Source organism: Nonomuraea sp. NPDC050022 (assembly GCF_044460705.1).
GTDB lineage: Bacteria > Actinomycetota > Actinomycetes > Streptosporangiales > Streptosporangiaceae > Nonomuraea.
In genome coordinates this window covers 217,783-236,116 of sequence record NZ_JBITKE010000007.1, presented here as the reverse complement: position 1 = coordinate 236,116, position 18,334 = coordinate 217,783, and the positions used below count along the sequence as shown (strand labels likewise).

General features: G+C 71.8%; 11 protein-coding genes. 1 reads left to right on the top strand and 10 read right to left on the bottom strand.

The features are described 5' to 3' along the window. Positions 1 to 298: 298 nt before the first annotated feature. The 7 genes from ACIBO2_RS30170 to ACIBO2_RS30140 all read right to left on the bottom strand — a co-directional run bounded on the left by ACIBO2_RS30170 (position 299) and on the right by ACIBO2_RS30140 (position 11,587). Positions 299 to 1,888 carry an ABC transporter substrate-binding protein gene (locus ACIBO2_RS30170; protein ID WP_358542517.1) on the bottom strand — a complete coding sequence of 530 codons (1,590 nt, stop codon included), beginning with the start codon at positions 1,886 to 1,888 and terminating at the stop codon, positions 299 to 301. 99 nt (positions 1,889 to 1,987) lie between these two features. Continuing rightward, positions 1,988 to 3,571 carry a helix-turn-helix domain-containing protein gene (locus ACIBO2_RS30165; protein WP_358542514.1) on the bottom strand — a complete coding sequence of 528 codons (1,584 nt, stop codon included), beginning with the start codon at positions 3,569 to 3,571 and terminating at the stop codon, positions 1,988 to 1,990. Positions 3,572 to 3,659: 88 nt separating this feature from the next. Then, positions 3,660 to 4,970: a serine hydrolase domain-containing protein gene (locus ACIBO2_RS30160; protein ID WP_358542512.1), complete on the bottom strand. Its 1,311-nt coding sequence runs from the start codon at positions 4,968 to 4,970 to the stop codon at positions 3,660 to 3,662. Next, positions 4,934 to 6,994: a prolyl oligopeptidase family serine peptidase gene (locus ACIBO2_RS30155; RefSeq protein WP_397301135.1), complete on the bottom strand. Its 2,061-nt coding sequence runs from the start codon at positions 6,992 to 6,994 to the stop codon at positions 4,934 to 4,936. The genes ACIBO2_RS30160 and ACIBO2_RS30155 overlap by 37 nt, the downstream gene beginning before the upstream one ends. A 121-nt stretch (positions 6,995 to 7,115) precedes the next feature. Continuing rightward, positions 7,116 to 8,645, bottom strand: coding sequence for a protein kinase (locus ACIBO2_RS30150; RefSeq protein ID WP_358542507.1), 1,530 nt, complete (start codon positions 8,643 to 8,645; stop codon positions 7,116 to 7,118). Beyond that, positions 8,645 to 10,204 (bottom strand): protein kinase, encoded by a 1,560-nt coding sequence (locus ACIBO2_RS30145; protein ID WP_358542505.1) that lies wholly within the window; start codon positions 10,202 to 10,204, stop codon positions 8,645 to 8,647. Before ACIBO2_RS30145 ends, ACIBO2_RS30150 begins: the two co-directional genes overlap by 1 nt. A 99-nt stretch (positions 10,205 to 10,303) precedes the next feature. Beyond that, entirely contained in the window at positions 10,304 to 11,587 is a 1,284-nt protein-coding gene (locus tag ACIBO2_RS30140) for a SpoIIE family protein phosphatase (protein WP_358542502.1), read from the bottom strand. Positions 11,588 to 11,882: 295 nt separating this feature from the next. Here ACIBO2_RS30140 and tuf point away from each other — a divergent pair, with 295 nt between their 5' ends. Then, the gene (tuf, locus tag ACIBO2_RS30135) at positions 11,883 to 13,061 is read left to right on the top strand and encodes an elongation factor Tu (protein ID WP_397301130.1); all 1,179 of its coding nucleotides are present in this window, start codon (positions 11,883 to 11,885) and stop codon (positions 13,059 to 13,061) included. Positions 13,062 to 13,143: 82 nt separating this feature from the next. Here the strand turns inward: tuf and ACIBO2_RS30130 are convergent, their stop codons facing one another. The 3 genes from ACIBO2_RS30130 to ACIBO2_RS30120 all read right to left on the bottom strand — a co-directional run bounded on the left by ACIBO2_RS30130 (position 13,144) and on the right by ACIBO2_RS30120 (position 18,295). Further along, positions 13,144 to 13,953 carry a methyltransferase domain-containing protein gene (locus tag ACIBO2_RS30130; protein ID WP_358542498.1) on the bottom strand — a complete coding sequence of 270 codons (810 nt, stop codon included), beginning with the start codon at positions 13,951 to 13,953 and terminating at the stop codon, positions 13,144 to 13,146. Between the two features lie 139 nt (positions 13,954 to 14,092). Next, the gene (locus tag ACIBO2_RS30125) at positions 14,093 to 16,906 is read right to left on the bottom strand and encodes a glycoside hydrolase family 2 TIM barrel-domain containing protein (RefSeq protein WP_397301127.1); all 2,814 of its coding nucleotides are present in this window, start codon (positions 16,904 to 16,906) and stop codon (positions 14,093 to 14,095) included. A gap of 159 nt (positions 16,907 to 17,065) precedes the next feature. Then, on the bottom strand, positions 17,066 to 18,295 hold the full coding sequence (locus ACIBO2_RS30120; protein ID WP_358542492.1) for a M20 family metallopeptidase: 1,230 nt from the start codon (positions 18,293 to 18,295) through the stop codon (positions 17,066 to 17,068). Between the last annotated feature and the right edge of the window lie 39 nt (positions 18,296 to 18,334).

The window sequence follows — 18,334 nt, the reverse complement described above, 5'->3', positions numbered from 1 at the left end:
GATCTGGTGGAAGCCGATGCCGCGTCCGTCCGGCGAGCCGGACGGACCGTGGTTGAGAGCCGCGTTGTCGGGGCCTGACTCCGCATTCCTGGAGGGAGTGCGGCTCTTGGGCCACCGCCCCGCCGGACGCTGTCCCGTTGGTGCGGACACCAATGGGGGCGGGGACCGGGCGCCAGTCAGGCACCCGGCTGTGACTGAACATTACCATCTGATTACCTTCAGTCGCGGTCGATCCGAAAACCCAATCACAGTTCTTCTGGCAACCACCGGCTGGCATAGGAAGCGCCGACAACAGTTCTTACCCTCCCCGCGTGAGGCGGATCGAGGTCGGCACGAGGTCCCCGGCCATGATGCGGAACGTGCCGCCCTTGCCGGCGGCCAGGACGGTGTTCTCCACGACGGGGACCAGGTCGGCGTTCTCGAACAGCGCCGACTCGGCCTCCAGCCACAGCTTGCAGCCTTCGGCCGCCGGCTTTCCCGAGGCTTTCGTGATGAGCGAGGTGTAGCGGGAGTTGGTCAGGTGGGCGAAGTTGGCGCCCTTGGGCGCGGCCGGTCCCGACAGGAAGCCGACGAGCTGGCTCGGCAGGGTGACGGCGATCGGCAGCCAGATGGCGTCCCAGTCCTGGGTGACGTTGAGCGACTCGGCCAGCTTGGCGTCGATGATGCCGTTCAGCTTCACTTCGACGCCGGCCTTCTTCCAGGCGGCGCCCAGGTACTCGGCCGCCGCCTGTACCCCGGATCCCCTGGTGGTGGGGTAGACGAAGCGCAGCGTCAGCCGCTTGCCGTCCTTGACCCTGACGCCATCGGCACCCGCTCGCCATCCCGCCGCGTCCAGGGCGGCGGCGGCCGCGGCCGGGTCGTTGGCGGGCACGTGCCCGGTGACCGTGTCGCCCTGGCAGGGCCGCGGCTCGAGGACGAGTCCGGTGGCGGGCCGGCCGGTGCCGCTGGCGGCGATCCCGGACAGCTCCTTGAGGTTGACGGCCTGGGTGAGCGCCTTGCGTACGGCCGGGTCGTGGGCGGGCCGGTCGTCGCCCTGGTGGTAGAAGAACTGGCCGTTCCCGAAGGGCAGGACGTTCTTGACGACTCCCGGGGTGGCCGCCACGCGGGCGCGGTCGGGGCCGTAGAAGGTGGCCCCGTTGAGCGTGCCGGCGAGGAGCAGGTTGGCGGCGGTCTGCTCGTTGGGCACGACCTTCAGCGTGACCGTCTCGGGCAGGTCCTTGGCCGTGGTCCCGCCGGGACCCCAGACGTACTCCCTGCGGACCTTGAAGGTGTAGTGGTCGCCCGAGACCGACTCGGTGAGCCGGTAGGGGCCGGAGCCGGAGGTGCCGTGGGCGAGCGCCGAGCGGTCCTTGACGCCCTTGCCGCACACGATGAACATCTGCTGGGTGCTCTCCAGGATGAAGCTGAAGGGCTCGGGCGTGGACAGGGTCACGGTGCCCGCCGCGTCGTCCGCCTTGGCCTTCATCCCGGTGGGCACGAGAACGCCGTAGATGGGCGACTTGGTGGCGGGGTCGGCGATGTGGTTGACGTTCTCGGCCACGTCGGAGGGGGTGAGCTTGGCGCCGTCGGAACAGGTCGCGTCCTTGCGCAGGGTGAAGGTCACCGAGTCGGGCTTGACCTGCCACTTCTCGGCGAGTCCCGGGACGATCCGGCCGTCGGCGCCGACGCCGACGAGGGTGTCGTACGCGAACGCGAGCACCTGGTTGGTGACCGACAGCACGCCCATGGCGGGGTCGAGCACGCCGGGGTCGGCGCTGATGGCGAAGGAGAACGTGCCGCCGGTGACCGGCGCGCCCGTCCCCGAGCCGGTGCCTGTTTCTGTGCCCGCGGTGCCGCCGCAGGCCGCGGCGAGCAGGGCCAGCGCGACGAGCGCGGCTGGTTTTCTCATGTGGGGCGCTCCTGGGGAGTGGGATCTGAGGCACCACCCTGGTCGCTGACCGTAGATCGTTCTTCGTGCGCTGTAACGAAAAGCGCGGCAGGCGTGGTGCTATCGCCCGAAAATGCGCATCTGGAGCATGACGGTGAGCCGGGCGTCGGCGTCGGACAGGTCCAGCCCGCTGATCTCGGTGAGCCGCTTGAGCCGATACCGGAAGGTGTTGGCGTGTACGTGGACCCTGGCCGAGGCGGCGTTGACGTCGCCGAACGCGTCGAGGTAGGCCCGCAGCGTGGCGACCAGGTCGCTGCCGTGCTCGGCGTCGTGGTCGAGCAGCCGCTGGTAGGGGCCGGTCGGCGCCTGGTCCTCCGCCGCCGCCACGTCGGCGACCTGGAGCAGCAGCGACTCGAAGTGCACGGCGGTGTAGCCGGCGACCTGGCCCGTCGCGCCACGGGCGAGCAGCACGCGCAGCGCCCGGTCGGCGTCCGCGCGGGACCTGGCGACGTGGGCGAGGCTGGCGGCCAGGCGGCCGACGCCGATGCTGGCCGAGTGCCGCGGCCCGACCCTGGCCAGGAAGCTCTCCGCCACGCGTACGGCCCGCGCCTCCTCCTCACCACCCGCCTGCAGCGGCAGCACGGCGTAGGCCACCGAGCCGACGAGCGCGGCAGCTGCCTTGGGGTGGATGGCGCCGACGTGCAGCGCGAGCGCGTCGGCGAAGCGCTGCCGGTCGCTCTCGGCGCGCGCCGGGTCGTCGGCGGCGGGGTGCGCGAGCTGCGCGGCGAGCACGCACAGCCGGGCGGTGGCGATGCCGAGCCGCGCGGCGGCCTCGGGCGCGTCGGCGCCGCCCGCGAGCACGGTGGACAGCAGGTCGCTACGGAGCCGCCGCTGGGTGTCGGCGCCGGCCCGCTCGCGCAGCAACTGCAGAGCGACGATCTTGGCCGCGTCGGCGAGCGCGCGCTGCCGCTGGGGCGTGAGCGGCTCGCGGACGGCGGCCCAGATGGAGCCGAGGATCTCATCACCCGTCCGCACGGCGACGGCCGCCCGCTTGATGCTGCCGTCGTCGAGTTCGAGGTAGACGGGCTCCTGGCTCTGGTAGAGCAGCTTGAAGAAGCCGTTCTCGTCGAGCATCCGCTGGTAGCGCTCGGGCACCTGGCGGCCGAGCACGGTGGCGATCCGGCCCTGGTCGGCCTCGTCCTGCCGTTCGGAGTAGGCCAGCACCCGCGCGGACCTGTCCTCGATCGTGACGGGCGCGTCGAGCAGCGCGCAGACCGCGTTGGCCAGCGAGAACAGGTCGCCCTGCGGCTCCTCCCCCGGCTCGGTCAGGTCCCCCTCCGCCAGCAGGGAGCGCAGCAGGGCGGCGACCTGGGCCCAGGAGGCGGCCCTGGTGAGTCCGAGCACGGCCACGCCGGTCTCCAGCACGGTCGCGCGTACCTGCTCGTCGGCGTCCACGGGCAGCTTGACCACCACGCCGGCCGCCGCCGGGGCCCGCGTGAGCAGCGAGCAGATCTCCGCCGGGCCCTGCACGCCGACCGCCAGCAGGATGCCGCCCGGCGGGACGATCAGCTCGTCGAGCGGATCGAAGATGTGCACCCCGGTCACCTCGGCGTCGAGGTCGCCCGGCGAGGCGGCCACGTCGATCACGGTGCTGCCGAGGTCGTTCAGGATCCGTCCTAGGCTGGCGCGCGGGCGGTCGTTCATCCACTCACCGTAGTCCGGCCCGAAGCCGTAGTTCGGTCCGGAGGGGGTGAGCGGGCGGCCGTCCGCCCGCTCACCGTGGTCCGGCAGTTCAGCTGATCTTCGGAGTGGCGCGCGCTCCCAGGTGGATGTACGGCGAACCGTCCTCGAGCCGGTAGAACACGGCGGACATCCAGTCCGGGTCCTCCTCCCGGCGGCAGACGAAGGTGACCTCGTCCACGGGGACGAGCTTCATCTCCATCGGCGGCTGGAGCGCGGCCAGTGCGCCGGTGGCCTCGCCGAGGATCCACAGTTCGCCGGCGCGGACGCTCAGCGTGGCGCGGAACCCGGCCCGCTCGTAGACGCCCACGTAGCCGTCGACGTCGACCTGGACGGGCGTCTCGGGCGGCCCGAGCCTGGGCGGCACGGTCAGGCCGTCCAGCTCGGCGAACAGCTCGGTGGCCACGGCGTGCGTGAACGCGCCGCTGTGCCCGCCGTTGGCGGTGACGCACACGATGGTGCCGGTGTCCGGTACGGCCCAGAGCATGGCGTGCTGGCCGATGGTGTTGCCGCCGTGGGAGATGACCTGGTGACCGTCCCATTCGTCGAGGATCCAGCCGATGCCCCACTGCCTGCCCAGCGCGTACGGGTTGGGGATGTCGACCTGCGGCTCCCACATGGCGCGCGGGTCGTCCAGGAGGCCGCCTTCGAGGTGGGCGCGGGCGAACGCGACCACGTCGGCGGGCCGGGCGCAGATGAGCCCGGCGGGCCCGGCCGAGCGCATGAGGCCCCACACGGGGGCGGTCGCGCCGTCGACGTGGCCCATGGCGGCGCGGAAGCGCAGCACGTCCTCCGGCAGGGTCCAGGTGTGGGTGAGGCCGAGCGGTTCGACGATCTGCTCGCGCAGTACATCGTCCCAGCGCTTGCCCTCGAGCTTCTCCAGGATCCGGCCGGCGACGGTGAAGCCGGAGTTGCAGTAGGACTGGGTGGCGCCGAGCGGGTGGTTCTGGGCCAGGTCGGCGCAGGCCGCGACGTACTTCTCCACGCAGTCGTCGCCGCGCCCGGTGTCGAGGAAGAGGTCGCCATCGATGCCACTGGTGTGGGAGAGCAGGTGCCTGACCGTGACGGTCTTGGAGACCTCCGGATCCGCCACCCTGAACTCGGGCAGCACCTCGGCCACCGGCGTGTCGAGCGTCAGCCGGCCGCGCTCGATCTGCCGCATGAGCAGGGTCGCGGTCCACACCTTGGTGACGGAGCCGATCTGGAACAGCGAGTCGGGGGTCGCCTCGACGCCGGTGTCCTTGTTGAGCGTCCCCGCCGCGAACTCGTGCACCTCGCCCCGGTGCAGGTAGGCCAGCGCGGCCCCCGGAACCTCGTGCTCGGCGATCAGCTCGGCGAGCCGGTGACCCATTGCTCCAGCCACGTGATGATCCTCTCGTTGAAGTCGTACCGGTGTGAGGGGCGCCCGTTGAGAATGAACAGGTGCGAGGCGTCCGGATAGCGGACCAGCCGGACCGGCACCCCCTGCTCGCGCAGCGCGGCGAACCACTGCTCGGCCTGGCCGACCGGACAGCGGTCGTCGCTGTCGCCGTGCAGGAGCAGGGTGGGGGTGGTGACGCGGGCCACCTGGGCGATCGGTGACTGGGCCTGGAGGTCGCCCCGGCACTCGTACGCCTTGATGAGAGACCCGAGGTCGGACGTGCCCGCCATGCTGGCGAGGTCGCTGACGCAGCCGCCGGGGATGGCCGCCTTGAACCTGTCGGTCCTGGTCGACAGCCAGCACGCCATGTAGCCACCGTAGCTGTAACCGGCGACGGCCAGCCGATCAGGATCGGCGACGCCCTCCGCCACCAGGTCGTCCACGGCCGCGAGGAAGTCCTGCTCGTCGGCCAGCCCCCAGGCGCCGACCGTGGCGGTGAAGAAGTCCTCGCCGTACCCGTCGCTGGCCCGCGGGTTGACCAGCAGGACGGTCCAGCCGTCGGCGGCGAGCCGCTGGTGGTAGAGGTGGGCGCCGTCGAAGGCGGGCGACCACGCGTTGTGCGGGCCGCCGTGCACGTCGAGCAGCAGCGGGCCGGGGGTGGTACGGGTCTCGTCGCGCAGCACGAAGCCCTCGATGGTGGCGCCGTCGGGGGCGGTGAAGGTACGGGGGCGCGGGGTGAACAGGTCGACGTCCGGGAGGGCGTGGTGGGTGAGGGGCTCGCCGTCGAGGTAGACGTCACCGGCGCTGAGCGGGGAGGAGGCGACCCAGGCGATCCGGCCCGCGGCCACGGACACGCCGGACACCGTGAAGTCGTTGCCGACGATCTTCACGGCCTTCCCGGCTTGCCCGGTCTCCCCTGTCTTCACGGCTTGCCTGGTTCGCCCGGCCTCCCCTTCCGTCCCGGCCCCAGCCGTCCCAGCCTCCCCTTCCGTCCCGGCCTCCCCGACCGGCGGCGCGCCCGCCAGGCGGTACAGGTGCGTGCGGCCTTGGTCGCGGGCGCAGAACAGCAGGTCGTCGCCCAGTAGCGCGGGGACGGCGCCCGGGTAGCCGGGGGCGCCGGTCATGACGTTCCGGTCGAGCCCGGTCTCCACCTCGTCGAGGGTGCCGGAGCCGAGCGTGTACAGGCGGGTGTGGCCGATGACCTCGCGCAGCCCAGCCACCACCAGCCGGTCACCCCGGCCCTGGCCGTCGCCGTCGCGGTCGGAGCCGGGGTCGGGAGCGCGGTCGGAGCCGGGGTCGGGGTCGGGGGTGCCGTTGCGGTCGGGCGCGGCGAGCCACCAGGCGCCGGTGCAGATGATGTCCGGCCCGGTGAGCCGCTCCGGTTTGCCCGGCGTCGGCCCGGTGGCGTCCACCTCGTACACCGCGCTCTCCACCACCAGGTCACGGTCGGGCGCCATGCTCGCCGCGAACGCCAGCCGCCGTCCGTCCGGCGACCACGACGGCTCGCCCGCGTGGAACCCGCCCTCGGTCACCTGGATGGTGTCGCCCGTCGCCACGTCCACCACGAACAGCTGCGTGGTCAGGCCGCGCAGTAGCCCGGCGCCGTCGGCCTTGTACTCCAGGATGTCGGCCACGACCGGCGCGTGGGGGTCGAGGTCTCCGTACGGTCCGCTGTAGGCGATCCGGCTGCCGTCCGGCGACCACACGGGCGCACCGGCACCGAGCGGCGCCGAGGTGAGCGGGCGCGGCTCGCCGCCCTCCATCGGCAGCAGGTGGATCTGCGCGCGCCCATCGACAGGACGCAGGAAGGCGAGCAGCCGGCCGTCGGGCGACCAGCGCGCCGCGCTCCCGGAGGCGAGCCGGCGCGGCGCGGATCCGGGGGCGGCGAGCCAGATCTCGGCCTGGTTCTGGTCGGAGTCGCGGTCGGCGGTGGTGAGCGTATACGCGACGGCGTCGCCATCGGGGCGCAGCCTCGGGTCGGATGGGACCGCGATGCGGTAGAGGTCGTCGAGGACGAGGCGTGGCATGACCGTACGGTAGGCCCGGCCGGGTCACGGCATCTTCGGCACATCCGACGAAGGCCACCGCTCCCGTTGTGCGAAACACCAACGACCGCGTAACACGAACCACCAGCCCAGGGACTCTCGCCTAGGACAACCGCTCGCACACCGTGAACGACACGCTCCTGGTGGCCTTCGAAGGTGTCAGCAAGTGGAAGACGATCGTATGCCGGCCCGGGTCGAAGGCGCCGAAGGGGTTGCGCCGGTTCTGGGTCGTGCCTGTCACCCAGTCCGTCTTCCATCCCTCGTCCTGGCCGTCCACGACCCAGCGGTAGCCGTACTCGATCTGCTTGCCCGACGGGCCTTTGAGCAAGGCGACGGGGAAGAGGCTGGGCGAGTAGCAGTTCGGTCCGGTCTGCTGCCCGTCCAGGGTCAGCGACGCCAGGCGTACGGTCCCCCCAGCCGCAGCCGTGGTCGTGGTTTTCCGCGGGGAGGCCGTGGGTTTGGGCGTCGGCTGCCTCGAGACGGAGCTGGTGGGGTTCGAGCCGCCGGTCCGGGTGGGGCGCGGCTTCTTGGTCGGCGCGCTGGGTGTCTTGTCGGTGCCCTGTTTCTTGGCCGGCGGGCTGGGGGTCGTGGTGGCCTGCTGTTCCGTGGCCGACTGGAGGGGCGCGGCCGTCGGCGTCGTCGTGTCGGGCAGCAACATGATCGCCCCGGCCACCAAGGTGCCGGACACCGCCAGTGCCCCGGCGCCCGCCAGCAGCGCCTTCCAGCGCGGGCTGCTCACGGGAGGACCGGCCGTACCAGTTCGATGGCCCGTCAAGTCGCCCGCCGTACCGCCTCGACGGCCCGTCAAGTCGCCCGCCGTACCGCCTCGATGGCCTGTTAGGTCGCCTGCCGTGCCGGTGGGCGGGGCGCCGATGAGCCGGAGCAGGACGTCCTGCATGGCGGGCCGGGCGGCGGGGTCCTTGGCCAGGCAGGACACTACGATCGGCCGCAGCGGACCCGGCAGGTCCCCCAGATACGGCTCGTCGTGGAGGATGCGGCGGAACACCGCGGGCAGCGAGTCGTTGCCGAACGGCGGGCTTCCCGTCGCGGCGAACACGATCACCGACGCCCACGCGAAGACGTCCACCGCGGGACCGAGCGAGGCGCCCGCGAGCTGCTCGGGCGCCATGTAGGCGGGCGTGCCGACGATGCTGCTCGTCACCGTCAGCGAATGGCCGGCCGCGCGGGCGATGCCGAAGTCGATGACCCGCGGCCCGTCCCTGCCGAGCAGCACGTTGGCGGGCTTGAAATCGCGATGCACCACCCCGGCCCGGTGGATCGCCGCCAGCGCGGTCGCGGTCGCCACCGCGAGCCGCTGCAGGTCTGCGCCGACGTGGCGGCCGGCCTCCTGCAGCGAAGGGCCCTCGACATACTCGGTCACGATGTACGGCCGGCCGCCCAGCGAGGCATCGAGCACCTGGGCGACGCAGAACGGCTCCACCCGGCGCGCCGCGTCGATCTCCTTGGCGAAGCGGTGATCACCGGCCAGGCCGTCCGCCAGCAACTTGACCGCCACCGGCCGCCCGTCGGGACCCTGGCCGAGGTAGACCACCCCCTGACCGCCCGCGCCCAGACGCCCGGACAGCCGGTACGGCCCCACGACCTGGGGGTCTTCTGGCAGGAGCGGGGTCATCAATCGTCGCTCGGGCAGATGGTGAAGGAGAAGGCCTTCGACACCGCTTGGGGGGAGGTGAGGCGGAGGGTGACCCGGTGAGTGCCGTCCGTCTGCACGAGCGGGCCGATGACCTGCTGGGTGTGGGATTCGGCGATGACGCTCTCAGAGCGCGACACCACCCGCCCGTTCAGGACCCATTCGTAGCGGAAGTCGGTGGAGAGTTTGGTCCCCTCGACCAGGCCGGAGATGTTGCCATGGTTGTACACGCAGTCCGGGGAGTCGGCGTGCCTGGGACCGATGACTCGCACCCACACGATCCGGAAGGAACCGCTGCCCGATGACGATTTCGACGACGAGGTCGTGGGTTTGGGCGCGGTCTTTGTTGGTTTCACGGTCTGTGTCGGTTTCACGGTCCGCGTCGGCTTCGGGGTCTGTTTCACGGTCGGCTTCGCCGTGGTCGTCGGGCTCTTGGTCTTCGGGTGCTGACGCGTTTTCGTCTTCGTCGAGGTGGGCGTCCCGGTAGCGGTGAACGCCAGTGACCGCGTACTCGGCCGCGATTCCCGGAGATCCCAGACGCTCGTGGCGCCCCAGGCGACGGCGCCCGCGACAACCAGCGCCCCCACGCCCGAGACGCCCGCGACGAGCACCGTCCTGGTCCCGTGCCGCCGTCCGGGCACCGTGGCCGGACCGCGGCCGTCGGCACCGTCCGGACGCCCGGGTGCATGCCAGCCGCCGTCGGCACCGTCCGGACGCCCGGGGGCGTACCCGCGGCCGTCGGCCAGGTCCAGACGCCCCGGGGCCTGCCCGCCCAGGAGCTGCAGCAGCACGTCCCGCATGGCCGGCCGACGCGCCGGATCCTTGGCCAGGCACCCCAGCACGATCGCGCGCAACGGTTGCGGAAGGTCGCCGAGCTGCGGCTCGTTGTGCAGGATCCGGTTGATGACCGCGGGCAGTGAATCCTCACCGAACGGAGGCGCCCCGGTGGCGGCGAACACGATCACCGACGCCCACGCGAACACGTCGACCGCCGGCCCGATCCCCTCGCCGGCGAGCTGCTCGGGCGCCATGTACGCGGGCGTCCCCACGATGCTGCTGGTAGCCGTCAGCCCCGATTCGACGGACCGGGCGATCCCGAAGTCGATCACCCGTGGGCCGCCCTGGCCGAGCAGCACGTTGGCGGGCTTGAAGTCGCGATGAACGATGCCCGCCTGATGAATGGCCGCCAGCGCGGTCGCGGTCGCCACGGCGAGCCGCTGCAGGTCGGCGCCGACGTGGCGGCCCGCCTGCTGGAGCGAAGGCCCCTCGACGTACTCGGTCACGATGTACGGCCGGGTGCCCAGCGAGGCGTCGAGCACCTGGGCGATGCAGAACGGCTCCACCCGGCGCGCCGCGTCGATCTCCTTGGCGAAGCGCTCATTGGCGAGTCCCTCGCGCAGCACTTTGACCGCGACCGGCCTGCCGTCGGGCCCCTGGCCCAGATAGACCACCCCTTGGCCGCCCGCGCCCAGACGCCCGAACAGCTGGTAGGGACCCATGGCAGTGGGGTCGCCCTCCCGGAGGGGTTCGACGTGCGCCATGGAGCTCCTGTGACAAGGATAGGGATCTTCGGCACCATAGCGGGAAATGTCAGATCAAGTGAGCCAGTCGGGTAAACCAGATCTTCCGGGATGCACCATTTACAGGCGGACGACGAGCAGGGCGATGTCGTCGCGGGCGCCGCTGCTGACGTCCATGCCCGCCAGGAGGGCGTCGGCGAGGAGTCCGGGGTCGAGCCCACCGGATCGGGCGAGTACGTCGGTCAGCCGGGCCAAGCCGACGTCGATGTCCCGGTCGCGGCGTTCGATGAGACCGTCGGTGTACAGGACGAGGGTGTCACCGGGTGCGTAGGACAGCTCGGCCTGGGGGCGGGTGATATGTTCGGGGCGAGCGCCGAGCGGCGGGTCGGTGGCCTGGTCCAGGAGTGTGCAGGCGCTGCCCAGATGGCACAGGACGGGTGGCGGGTGGCCGGCGCTGCTGTAGGCGATGCGCCGCCTCCTGGTGTCGATCACGGCCTTGACCGCCGTAGTGGCCAGCGCCCCTTCGAGCGAACGGGCGTACAAGCCGAGCACTTCCAGTGCCGGGGCCGGCTCTTTCAGAGCGCGGATCGCGGCGCTGAGCGCGCTGCGCAGCATCCCCATGGACGTCGCCGCTTCCAGGCCGTGCCCCACGACGTCACCGACCGCGACGGCGAAGCAGCCGTCCGGCAGGTCGACGACGTCGTACCAGTCGCCGCAGACGTTCAGCGTCTCCACCGCGGGCAGGTAACGCACCTCGATCTCGGGGTGCAGGTCGAGGTCGGGGCAGCGCAGCATGGCCTCCTGCAAGGCGAGCGCGACATGGTGTTCACGGGTATGGGCCAGGCGGAGTTCCTCGTTCAGCCGCTGCAGTTCCTGTGCTCTGCCGTACAGTTCGGCCTCCATCTCCGCACGCCCCGGTGAGCGGCGGGTGGTGGGCCGTCGCGGGCCGAAGGAGCGGACGAACTCCGTCACGTCCTCGACCCGGTGGATGATCCACGCCAGCGTCCCGTCCGGTGCCAGGACGGGGGTGTTGATCGGGGACCACCAGCGCTCCTCGAACGCGCCAGGACAGCCGGCGAGGGGGATGTCGTACTTCTGCAGCGCCATCGTGTCCGGCACTCGGGAGGCCAGCACCCGGTGCAGCGAGGCGCTCAGGTTCTTCACGCCGCTGGCGTGCGGATCCTCGGGGTTGTCGGGGAAAGCGGCGAAGATGTGCTGCCCGATCAGGTCCTCGGCGGTGCGGCCGGTCGCGCGCAGGTAAGCCCAGTTCACATCGACGATCATCAGATCCGGGTCCAGCACCAGGCATGGGGCGGGCGTCACGGCGAACAGCGCCGCGTAGTCGACCCGCGGTGTGGTCGGCCTTCGCGTGCCCGGCCGGCGAGAGCTGGTCAGCCTGCTCACCCCACCCACTCTATGAGGTGTTTTGCCTGGTCACCATAGGTGATGCCGCCTTACGGCATACCGCCCTGCCGCCTCCCGGGAATATTGCGTTGCGTGGCGGCGCTGAGCGCCTCACTATGGTCCTCATGTTCAGGCACGATCACCTCGCGACGCCCGCCAACGCGGGCGCGTTCGAGCGTGCCTGCGACGGCCTGGAGCGCTGACCTCTTCCCGTAAGTCCTGAAAGTGACCCGGCGGGGGGAGGTAGTCGGCCCGTGCGGGTCACAGCACATCCAGGACTCAAGAGGAAAGAATCATGGCCAAGCAGGCCTATATCCGTAACAAGCCGCATCTCAACATCGGCACCATGGGCCACGTCGACCACGGCAAGACCACGCTGACCGCCGCGATCACCAAGGTGCTCGCGCAGCGGGGCCAGGCGACGTACACGCCGTTCGAGCGGATCGACCGCACGCCCGAGGAGGCCGTGCGCGGCATCACGATCAACATCTCGCACGTCGAGTACGAGACCGACACCAGGCACTACGCCCACGTGGACATGCCGGGCCACGCCGACTACGTGAAGAACATGATCACGGGGGCGGCGCAGCTCGACGGCGCGATCCTCGTCGTGTCCGCGCAGGACGGCATCATGCCGCAGACCAGGGAGCACGTGCTGCTCGCCCGGCGGGTCGGCGTCGAGCACCTGGTCGTCGCGGTCAACAAGGCCGACGGCGCCGACCCGGAGCTGACCGACCTGGTCGAACTCGAGCTGCACGACCTGCTCGCCGAGCACGGCTACCGGGACGTCCCGATGGTCCGGGTCTCCGGGCTTCGGGCGCTGGAGGGCGACCCCGAGTGGACGGCGTCCATCGGCGCGCTGCTCCAGGCGGTCGACGACCACATCCCGGTGCCAGTCCGGTACGTGGACGCGCCGTTCCTGATGCCGGTGGAGAACGTGCTCACGGTCACCGGCCGGGGCACGGTCGTCACGGGCGCCATCGAGCGTGGCGCGGTCCGGGTGGGCGACTCGGTGAGCATTGTCGGCTTCGAGTCCGGCTTCACCGCCGTAGTGACAGGGGTGGAGACGTTCGGGAAGACGATGGAGCGGGGTGAGGCGGGTGACAACGCCGCCGTGCTGCTGCGCGGTGTCCGCCGCGACCAGGTGCGGCGGGGCATGGTCCTGGCCGCGCCCGGCAGCCAGCGGGCCCGCCGGTCCTTCACCGCCCGGATCTACCTCCTCACGCCGGAGGAGGGCGGGCGGCGCCGGCCGATCGCGTCCGGCTACCGGCCGCAGTTCTACCTGCGCACGACCGACATACCCGGGCAGCTCCTCCTGGACGACCCCGCCCAGCCGGGTGACACCATCGAGGTACGGGTCGAGCTGGGCAAGGCCGTCGCCCTGGAGCCGGGGCTCGGCTTCGCGATCCGCGAGGGCGGCCTGACGGTCGGCGCGGGCACGGTGCTGGACGTGCTGGACGACGTGCCTGCTTGACGTCCGTCGCGAGCACGGTCCAGGCGGCCGGGGCGGGCACGGTCGACGTGCCCGCCCCGGTATGTCGCGCGGCCGGGTCCCGTCAGGGGCGGGTCCCGGTCGCGAAGCGGACCGTGCGGGGTAGGACGAATCTCCCGTAGGCCAGGGCGTCTTCCAGGGCTGCCCTGGCCTCCGGGTGCAGGGCGTCGGGGATCGTCTCCAGGGAGGCGCGGCGGGCGGCCGACCACAGCCAGTCCCATACCTGTCCGGCCTCGACGACCACCTCGAACACCACGTCCTCGCAGCGGACCCCCTCCAGGCCACCCGCCACGAGCAGCTCGGTCAGCTCCTCGGCCGTGTTGAGGGTGCGGTGGAAGGGGGCGGTGCCCGCGTCGGCGGTGTACGGGGCCAGGGCCCGCGCCACGAGGCCGAGCAGCTCGGCCTCGGCCGGGCTCGCCTGGGCAAGCAGACTGGCCGCCAGCCGCCCGCCGGGCCGGAGAAGGCCGGTCATCGACCGTACGGCGGCCAGCGGGTCAGGCAGGAAGTACAGCATCATCCCGGCCAGCACGACGTCGAACCGCTCTCCGGGCAGCAACTCCTCGGCCCGTTCCGCGTCACCCTGGAGGACCGTCGCGTGCGTCAAGCCATGCCGCTCGATCTCGGCCGTGGTGGCGGCGACCATCCCCGGCGCGAGGTCCAGCCCGACCACCCGGCCCGTCGGACCCACCGCCCCTGCCGCCGGGACCAGTGAGGCGCCGGTCCCGCATCCCACGTCCAGCACCCGGTCGCCCGGCTCCGGCGCGGCCTGCCGTACCAGCTCGGCGGCCACCGGGCCGAAGAACGGCACGCCGACCTGTTCGTAGGTGCCGGACGCGCGGTCGAACACACCGGCCATGTACTGCTTGGCATCCATGACGACTCCTTTGCGACAGAGGGGGGAGGAGAGGGTGGAGTTGCGGTGAGAAAAGGCAATCACGGCGGGCACTGGGCGCCCGGCATCAGGCCGTCAGGCCCGAGGCCTTGAGGCCCCGGGCCGTCAGAACAGCAGGGCGTCAGGCGCCTTCCGCCGGGGTGAAGCGGAGACGGAAGGTGGCAGGCCGAGCGTGGAGTTCGTACTGCGGCAGCGTGGCCGGACCGCATGACGCGGTGCCGACGCCGTGCTGAGCGAAGTCCAGGTTGACGTGCACGCGGTCGCCCGGCTTCAGGTCCGGCCTGTGACGAGCCGCCTCCAGCTCAGCGGTGGTCCAGCGACGAGCGGTGAGGCCGAAGACCGGACCACCCGTCACCCGGAGACCCCCGGACGGGCCGGTCAGTTCGGCCCAGCGGACATCCGCTCGGTGCCCGTTCTCCTGCGGGTAGACGTACGGCGTCTGCAGGTCCTCGACGGTGGCGGACCAGCGGCCGACCCTGGCGGCCATGCCGGTGTCGGGGTACGCCTCCCCCGGACCCCTGCCGAACCAGGTGACGTCGCCGAACGCCGCGGGCAGCGCCATGACGAGGCCGAGCCTCGGCAGGGGCAGGCTCCACTCCCCGTCCGGCTCGACGTCCACGGTCAGTTCCAGCCCGCCGTCCGTGGCGGTCCACCGGTAGACCACGTGCAGGCCCAGGTCGGTGGCCGCCGGTGCGACCCTGGCGCGTACGGTCAGCACGTCGCCGGTCTCCACGGCGTCCACTCGGTGGGTGAGCCTGTGCAGGCCGAGCTGCCGCCAGCGATCCGCCAGCCCGCCGTAGGTGTCGTTGTCGATCGGCGCCCGCCACAGCTCCAGCCGCGGCCCCTCGACCTCGATCCCGAACAGGCGGGTGAGCCGCCCGGTACCGGGGTCGAACTCCAGGTCCGCCCCAGAACCGACGCCCCCGCCACCAGACGCCGGACGAGCCTCGTCCTGAGCTCCAGACGTCAAGCCGTCCTGAGCACCGGATGACAGGCGGGTCTGGCCCCAGGCCACCTCATGACCGGCGGCGGCCCACGGCTGGTCGGCGGCGAGCACCGCCCGTACCGTCAGCCACCGCTCACCCTCCCCAACGGGCAGGTCGGGCAGCTTGACCTCGCCACCCGTCGCGGGTACGTCGAGCGGGAACTCGGCGACCGGCACCCCCTCCTCCTCGACCACCGCGACGAACCCCAGATGCGACAGGTCGCGATAGCCGTGGTGGTTGGCCACCCGCACGACCTGGGCCTGGTCGTCGAAGGCGAACCGCACCGGCTCGAACACCTTCTTCAGGTCCAGCAGCCCCGGCGAGGGCGTCCGGTCGGGGAAGACCAGCCCGTCGATCACGAAGTTCCCGTCGTGCACCGGCTCGTCGTAGTCGCCGCCGTAGGCGTACTCGAACTCCGGGTGTGCCAGCCCGTGATCGATCCACTCCCAGATGAACCCGCCGGCCAGCCGTGGATAGCGCTCGAACAGCTCCTGGTAGTCGGCCAGGCCGCCGGGCCCGTTGCCCATCGCGTGGGCGTACTCGCACTGCACGAACGGCATCGCCCGGCGCCGCGCGTCGAGCTCGGGGTCGGCCAGCGGGTCCTCCACCCCCTGCCCGATGGCCTCCACCTCGGCGTGCGAGGCGTACATCCGCGAGTACACGTCGGTGTCGGCGCACGAGCGGTCGCCCTCGTAGTGGATCGGCCGTGACGGGTCGCGCTGCCGGGTCCAGTCGGCCATGAGGCTCAGGTTCTGGCCGACTCCGGCCTCGTTGCCGAGGGACCACATGATCACGCTCGGGTGGTTCTTGTCCCGTTCGACCGTGCGGCGCATCCGGTCCAGGCACGCCTCGGCCCAGCGCGGGTCGTCCGTGGGATTGCCGCGCCAGCCGACATGGCCGAAGCCGTGCGTCTCCAGGTCGCACTCGTCGATCACCCAGAGGCCCAGCTCGTCGCAGAGGTCGAGGAAGTCGGGGTGCGGCGGGTAGTGGCTGGTCCGGACGGCGTTGACGTTGTGGCGCTTCATCAGCAGCACGTCGGCGCGCATGGTCTCGTACGGTACGGCGCGGCCGTGCTCGGGGTGGAACTCGTGCCGGTTCACGCCCTTGAGCAGCAGCGGACGGCCGTTGGCCAGGAGCACCCCGTCCTCGATGGAGATCGTGCGGAACCCGACACGCACCCGTACGGTCTCCTCGGGCAGCGTGACCACGGCCTCGTACAGGCGGGGCGTCTCGGCGGTCCACGGCTCGGCGTCGACGGTGATCTCCGTACCGGGCGCGAGGTCGGCGATGCCTAGCTCGGCGATGGCCAGCCGTCCGGGGCCGTCAAAGCTCAGCGTGCCACGGCCGTCGGCATAGGCGGCGTGGACGAAGACGTCGGCGGCCGAGCGGGTCAGTGACACCTCCCGGAAGATGCCGGGCAGCCACCACATGTCCTGGTCTTCCAGGTAGCTGGCGGCCGACCACTGGTGGACGCGGACGGCGAGCACGTTGCGGCCCGGCACCAGCCACGGTCCGGCGTCGAACTCGACGGGCAGGCGGCTGCCGGTCGAGTAGCCGAGCTCGTGGCCGTTCAGCCAGACCCGGGCGAAGGACTCCACGCCCTCGAACCGCAGCCGCCCGCCGGTCCAGCCCTCGGGCAGGTCGAACAGGCGGCGGTGGTCACCGGTCGGGTTCTCGTTCGGTACGTGCGGCGGGTCGACGGGGAAGGGGTAGAGGTCGTTGGTGTACGCGGGCGAGCCGTGCCCGTGCAGCTGCCAGTGCGACGGCACCGGCAGGGTGTCCCAGGCGGAGTCGTCGTAGCCGGGATCGGCGAAGTCGTCCGGCAGGACAGCGGACGGAGAGAGGCGGAAGCGCCAGTCGCCGTTCAGGTCGAGGGAAGGGGCGTCAGAACGTAGTGCGGCCCTGGGTTCGAGGCGGCCCGAACCGGGTGCGAAGTTTTCGAGATCCATCGCCGCCGAGCCTAAAGGTTCTGGGCGGTTTCGTCATTGATGAGTATTGGTGAGTATTGGTGAGTTTCTTGTCCGTCCTGGTGCAACCAGCCGGTGTCTTGTCCGTCCTGGTGCAGTCGGCCGACGTCTTGTCCGTCCCGGGGCAGTCGGACAGCGGCGTCATCTCGCGCGGGCCGGCCGGCCCCCCGCCGTGAGATATCCGGCCAGCAGCGCCTCCGCCGTGGCCGCCACGCCGTCGTCCCCCGGCAGGAACTCCGGGCTGTGCAGCCCGGCGGCCGTGTCGACGCCCACGAACATCATCAGCGACGGCATCACCGACGCGTAGGCCGCGAAGTCGTCCGCGCCGCACGAGCGCAGCTCCTCGGTGACCGTCCATCCCTGGTGCCGCAGCAGTTCCCCGGTCTGTACGGCCAGCGCCGGGTCGTTGGCCAGCACCGGCTCCCCCGGCAGGACCCGCACCTCGCCGTGGCAACCGTGCGCCCTGGCCACGTCCTCGACCAGCTGGGTGAACCGGTCGTGCAGGCCGCGGCGCCACGACTCGGACATGGTCCGCAGTGTCCCCCTGGCCACGGCCTCGCCGGGGATGGCGTTCGGCGCCGTACCCGCGTTGACCATGCCGAACGTGACCACCGTGGGCACCATGGGGTCGGCGGCGCGGCTGACCATCTGCTGGGCGGCCACGATGATCTGGGACATGGCCACGACGGGGTCGCGGGCCAGGTGGGGGTAGGCGGCGTGGCCCTCGGCGCCCCTGACGGTCAGCTCGAACTCGTCGGCCGAGGCGTTGACCGCCCCCGGCGTGCAGGACACCACGCCGGCGGCGAGCACGGGCTGGACGTGCGCGCCGATCATGGCGCGCACCTGGTGCCGGTCGAGCACGCCGGACTCGACCACGTCGAAGGCGCCGGAGGGGTAGGTCTCCTCGCGCGGCTGCAGCACCACGACCAGCGGCGCGATCTCGTCCCAGCTCCAGGCGGACAGCCCCGTCGAGCCCGGATCCCCGGCCTCCTCCACCCCGGCGTCCACGACGGCGCGGACCTTGGCCACCGCGCGGGCCAGCGCGACGACGGCGGCCAGATGCACGTCGTGACCGCAGGCGTGCATGGCGCCGCTGGTGGCGGCCCACGGAACGCTGGTGCGCTCGGCGATCGGCAGCGCGTCGAGCTCGCCGCGCACGCCGACCGCGGGGCCGGGAGAGCCGATCCTGATCACGGCGCCGGTGCCCGCCACGTACTCCACGAGGCCGCCCGACAGCGCGTCGAGCACGCGTTTGAGCGTCGGCCCCTCCTCCCCGGACACGCACGGCTGCGCGTGCAGCTCCCGCCTGAGCTTCACGGCGGCGGGCAGTTCGTCGAGTAGCGCCTCGCGCAGCAGTTCCCCCGGGCTCACTCATGTACTCCTCTCGTCACTCCATTCTCGTCAACCTCC

Excerpts from the sequence above, each read along its gene's own strand:
- ACIBO2_RS30170 (WP_358542517.1), bottom strand. The coding sequence starts at position 1,888 with ATGAGAAAACCAGCCGCGCTCGTCGCGCTGGCCCTGCTCGCCGCGGCC.
- ACIBO2_RS30165 (WP_358542514.1), bottom strand. The coding sequence starts at position 3,571 with ATGAACGACCGCCCGCGCGCCAGCCTAGGACGGATCCTGAACGACCTC.
- ACIBO2_RS30155 (WP_397301135.1), bottom strand. The coding sequence starts at position 6,994 with ATGCCACGCCTCGTCCTCGACGACCTCTACCGCATCGCGGTCCCATCC.
- ACIBO2_RS30150 (WP_358542507.1), bottom strand. The coding sequence starts at position 8,645 with ATGACCCCGCTCCTGCCAGAAGACCCCCAGGTCGTGGGGCCGTACCGG.
- ACIBO2_RS30145 (WP_358542505.1), bottom strand. The coding sequence starts at position 10,204 with ATGGCGCACGTCGAACCCCTCCGGGAGGGCGACCCCACTGCCATGGGT.
- tuf (WP_397301130.1), top strand. The coding sequence starts at position 11,883 with ATGGCCAAGCAGGCCTATATCCGTAACAAGCCGCATCTCAACATCGGC.
- ACIBO2_RS30130 (WP_358542498.1), bottom strand. The coding sequence starts at position 13,953 with ATGGATGCCAAGCAGTACATGGCCGGTGTGTTCGACCGCGCGTCCGGC.
- ACIBO2_RS30125 (WP_397301127.1), bottom strand. The coding sequence starts at position 16,906 with ATGGATCTCGAAAACTTCGCACCCGGTTCGGGCCGCCTCGAACCCAGG.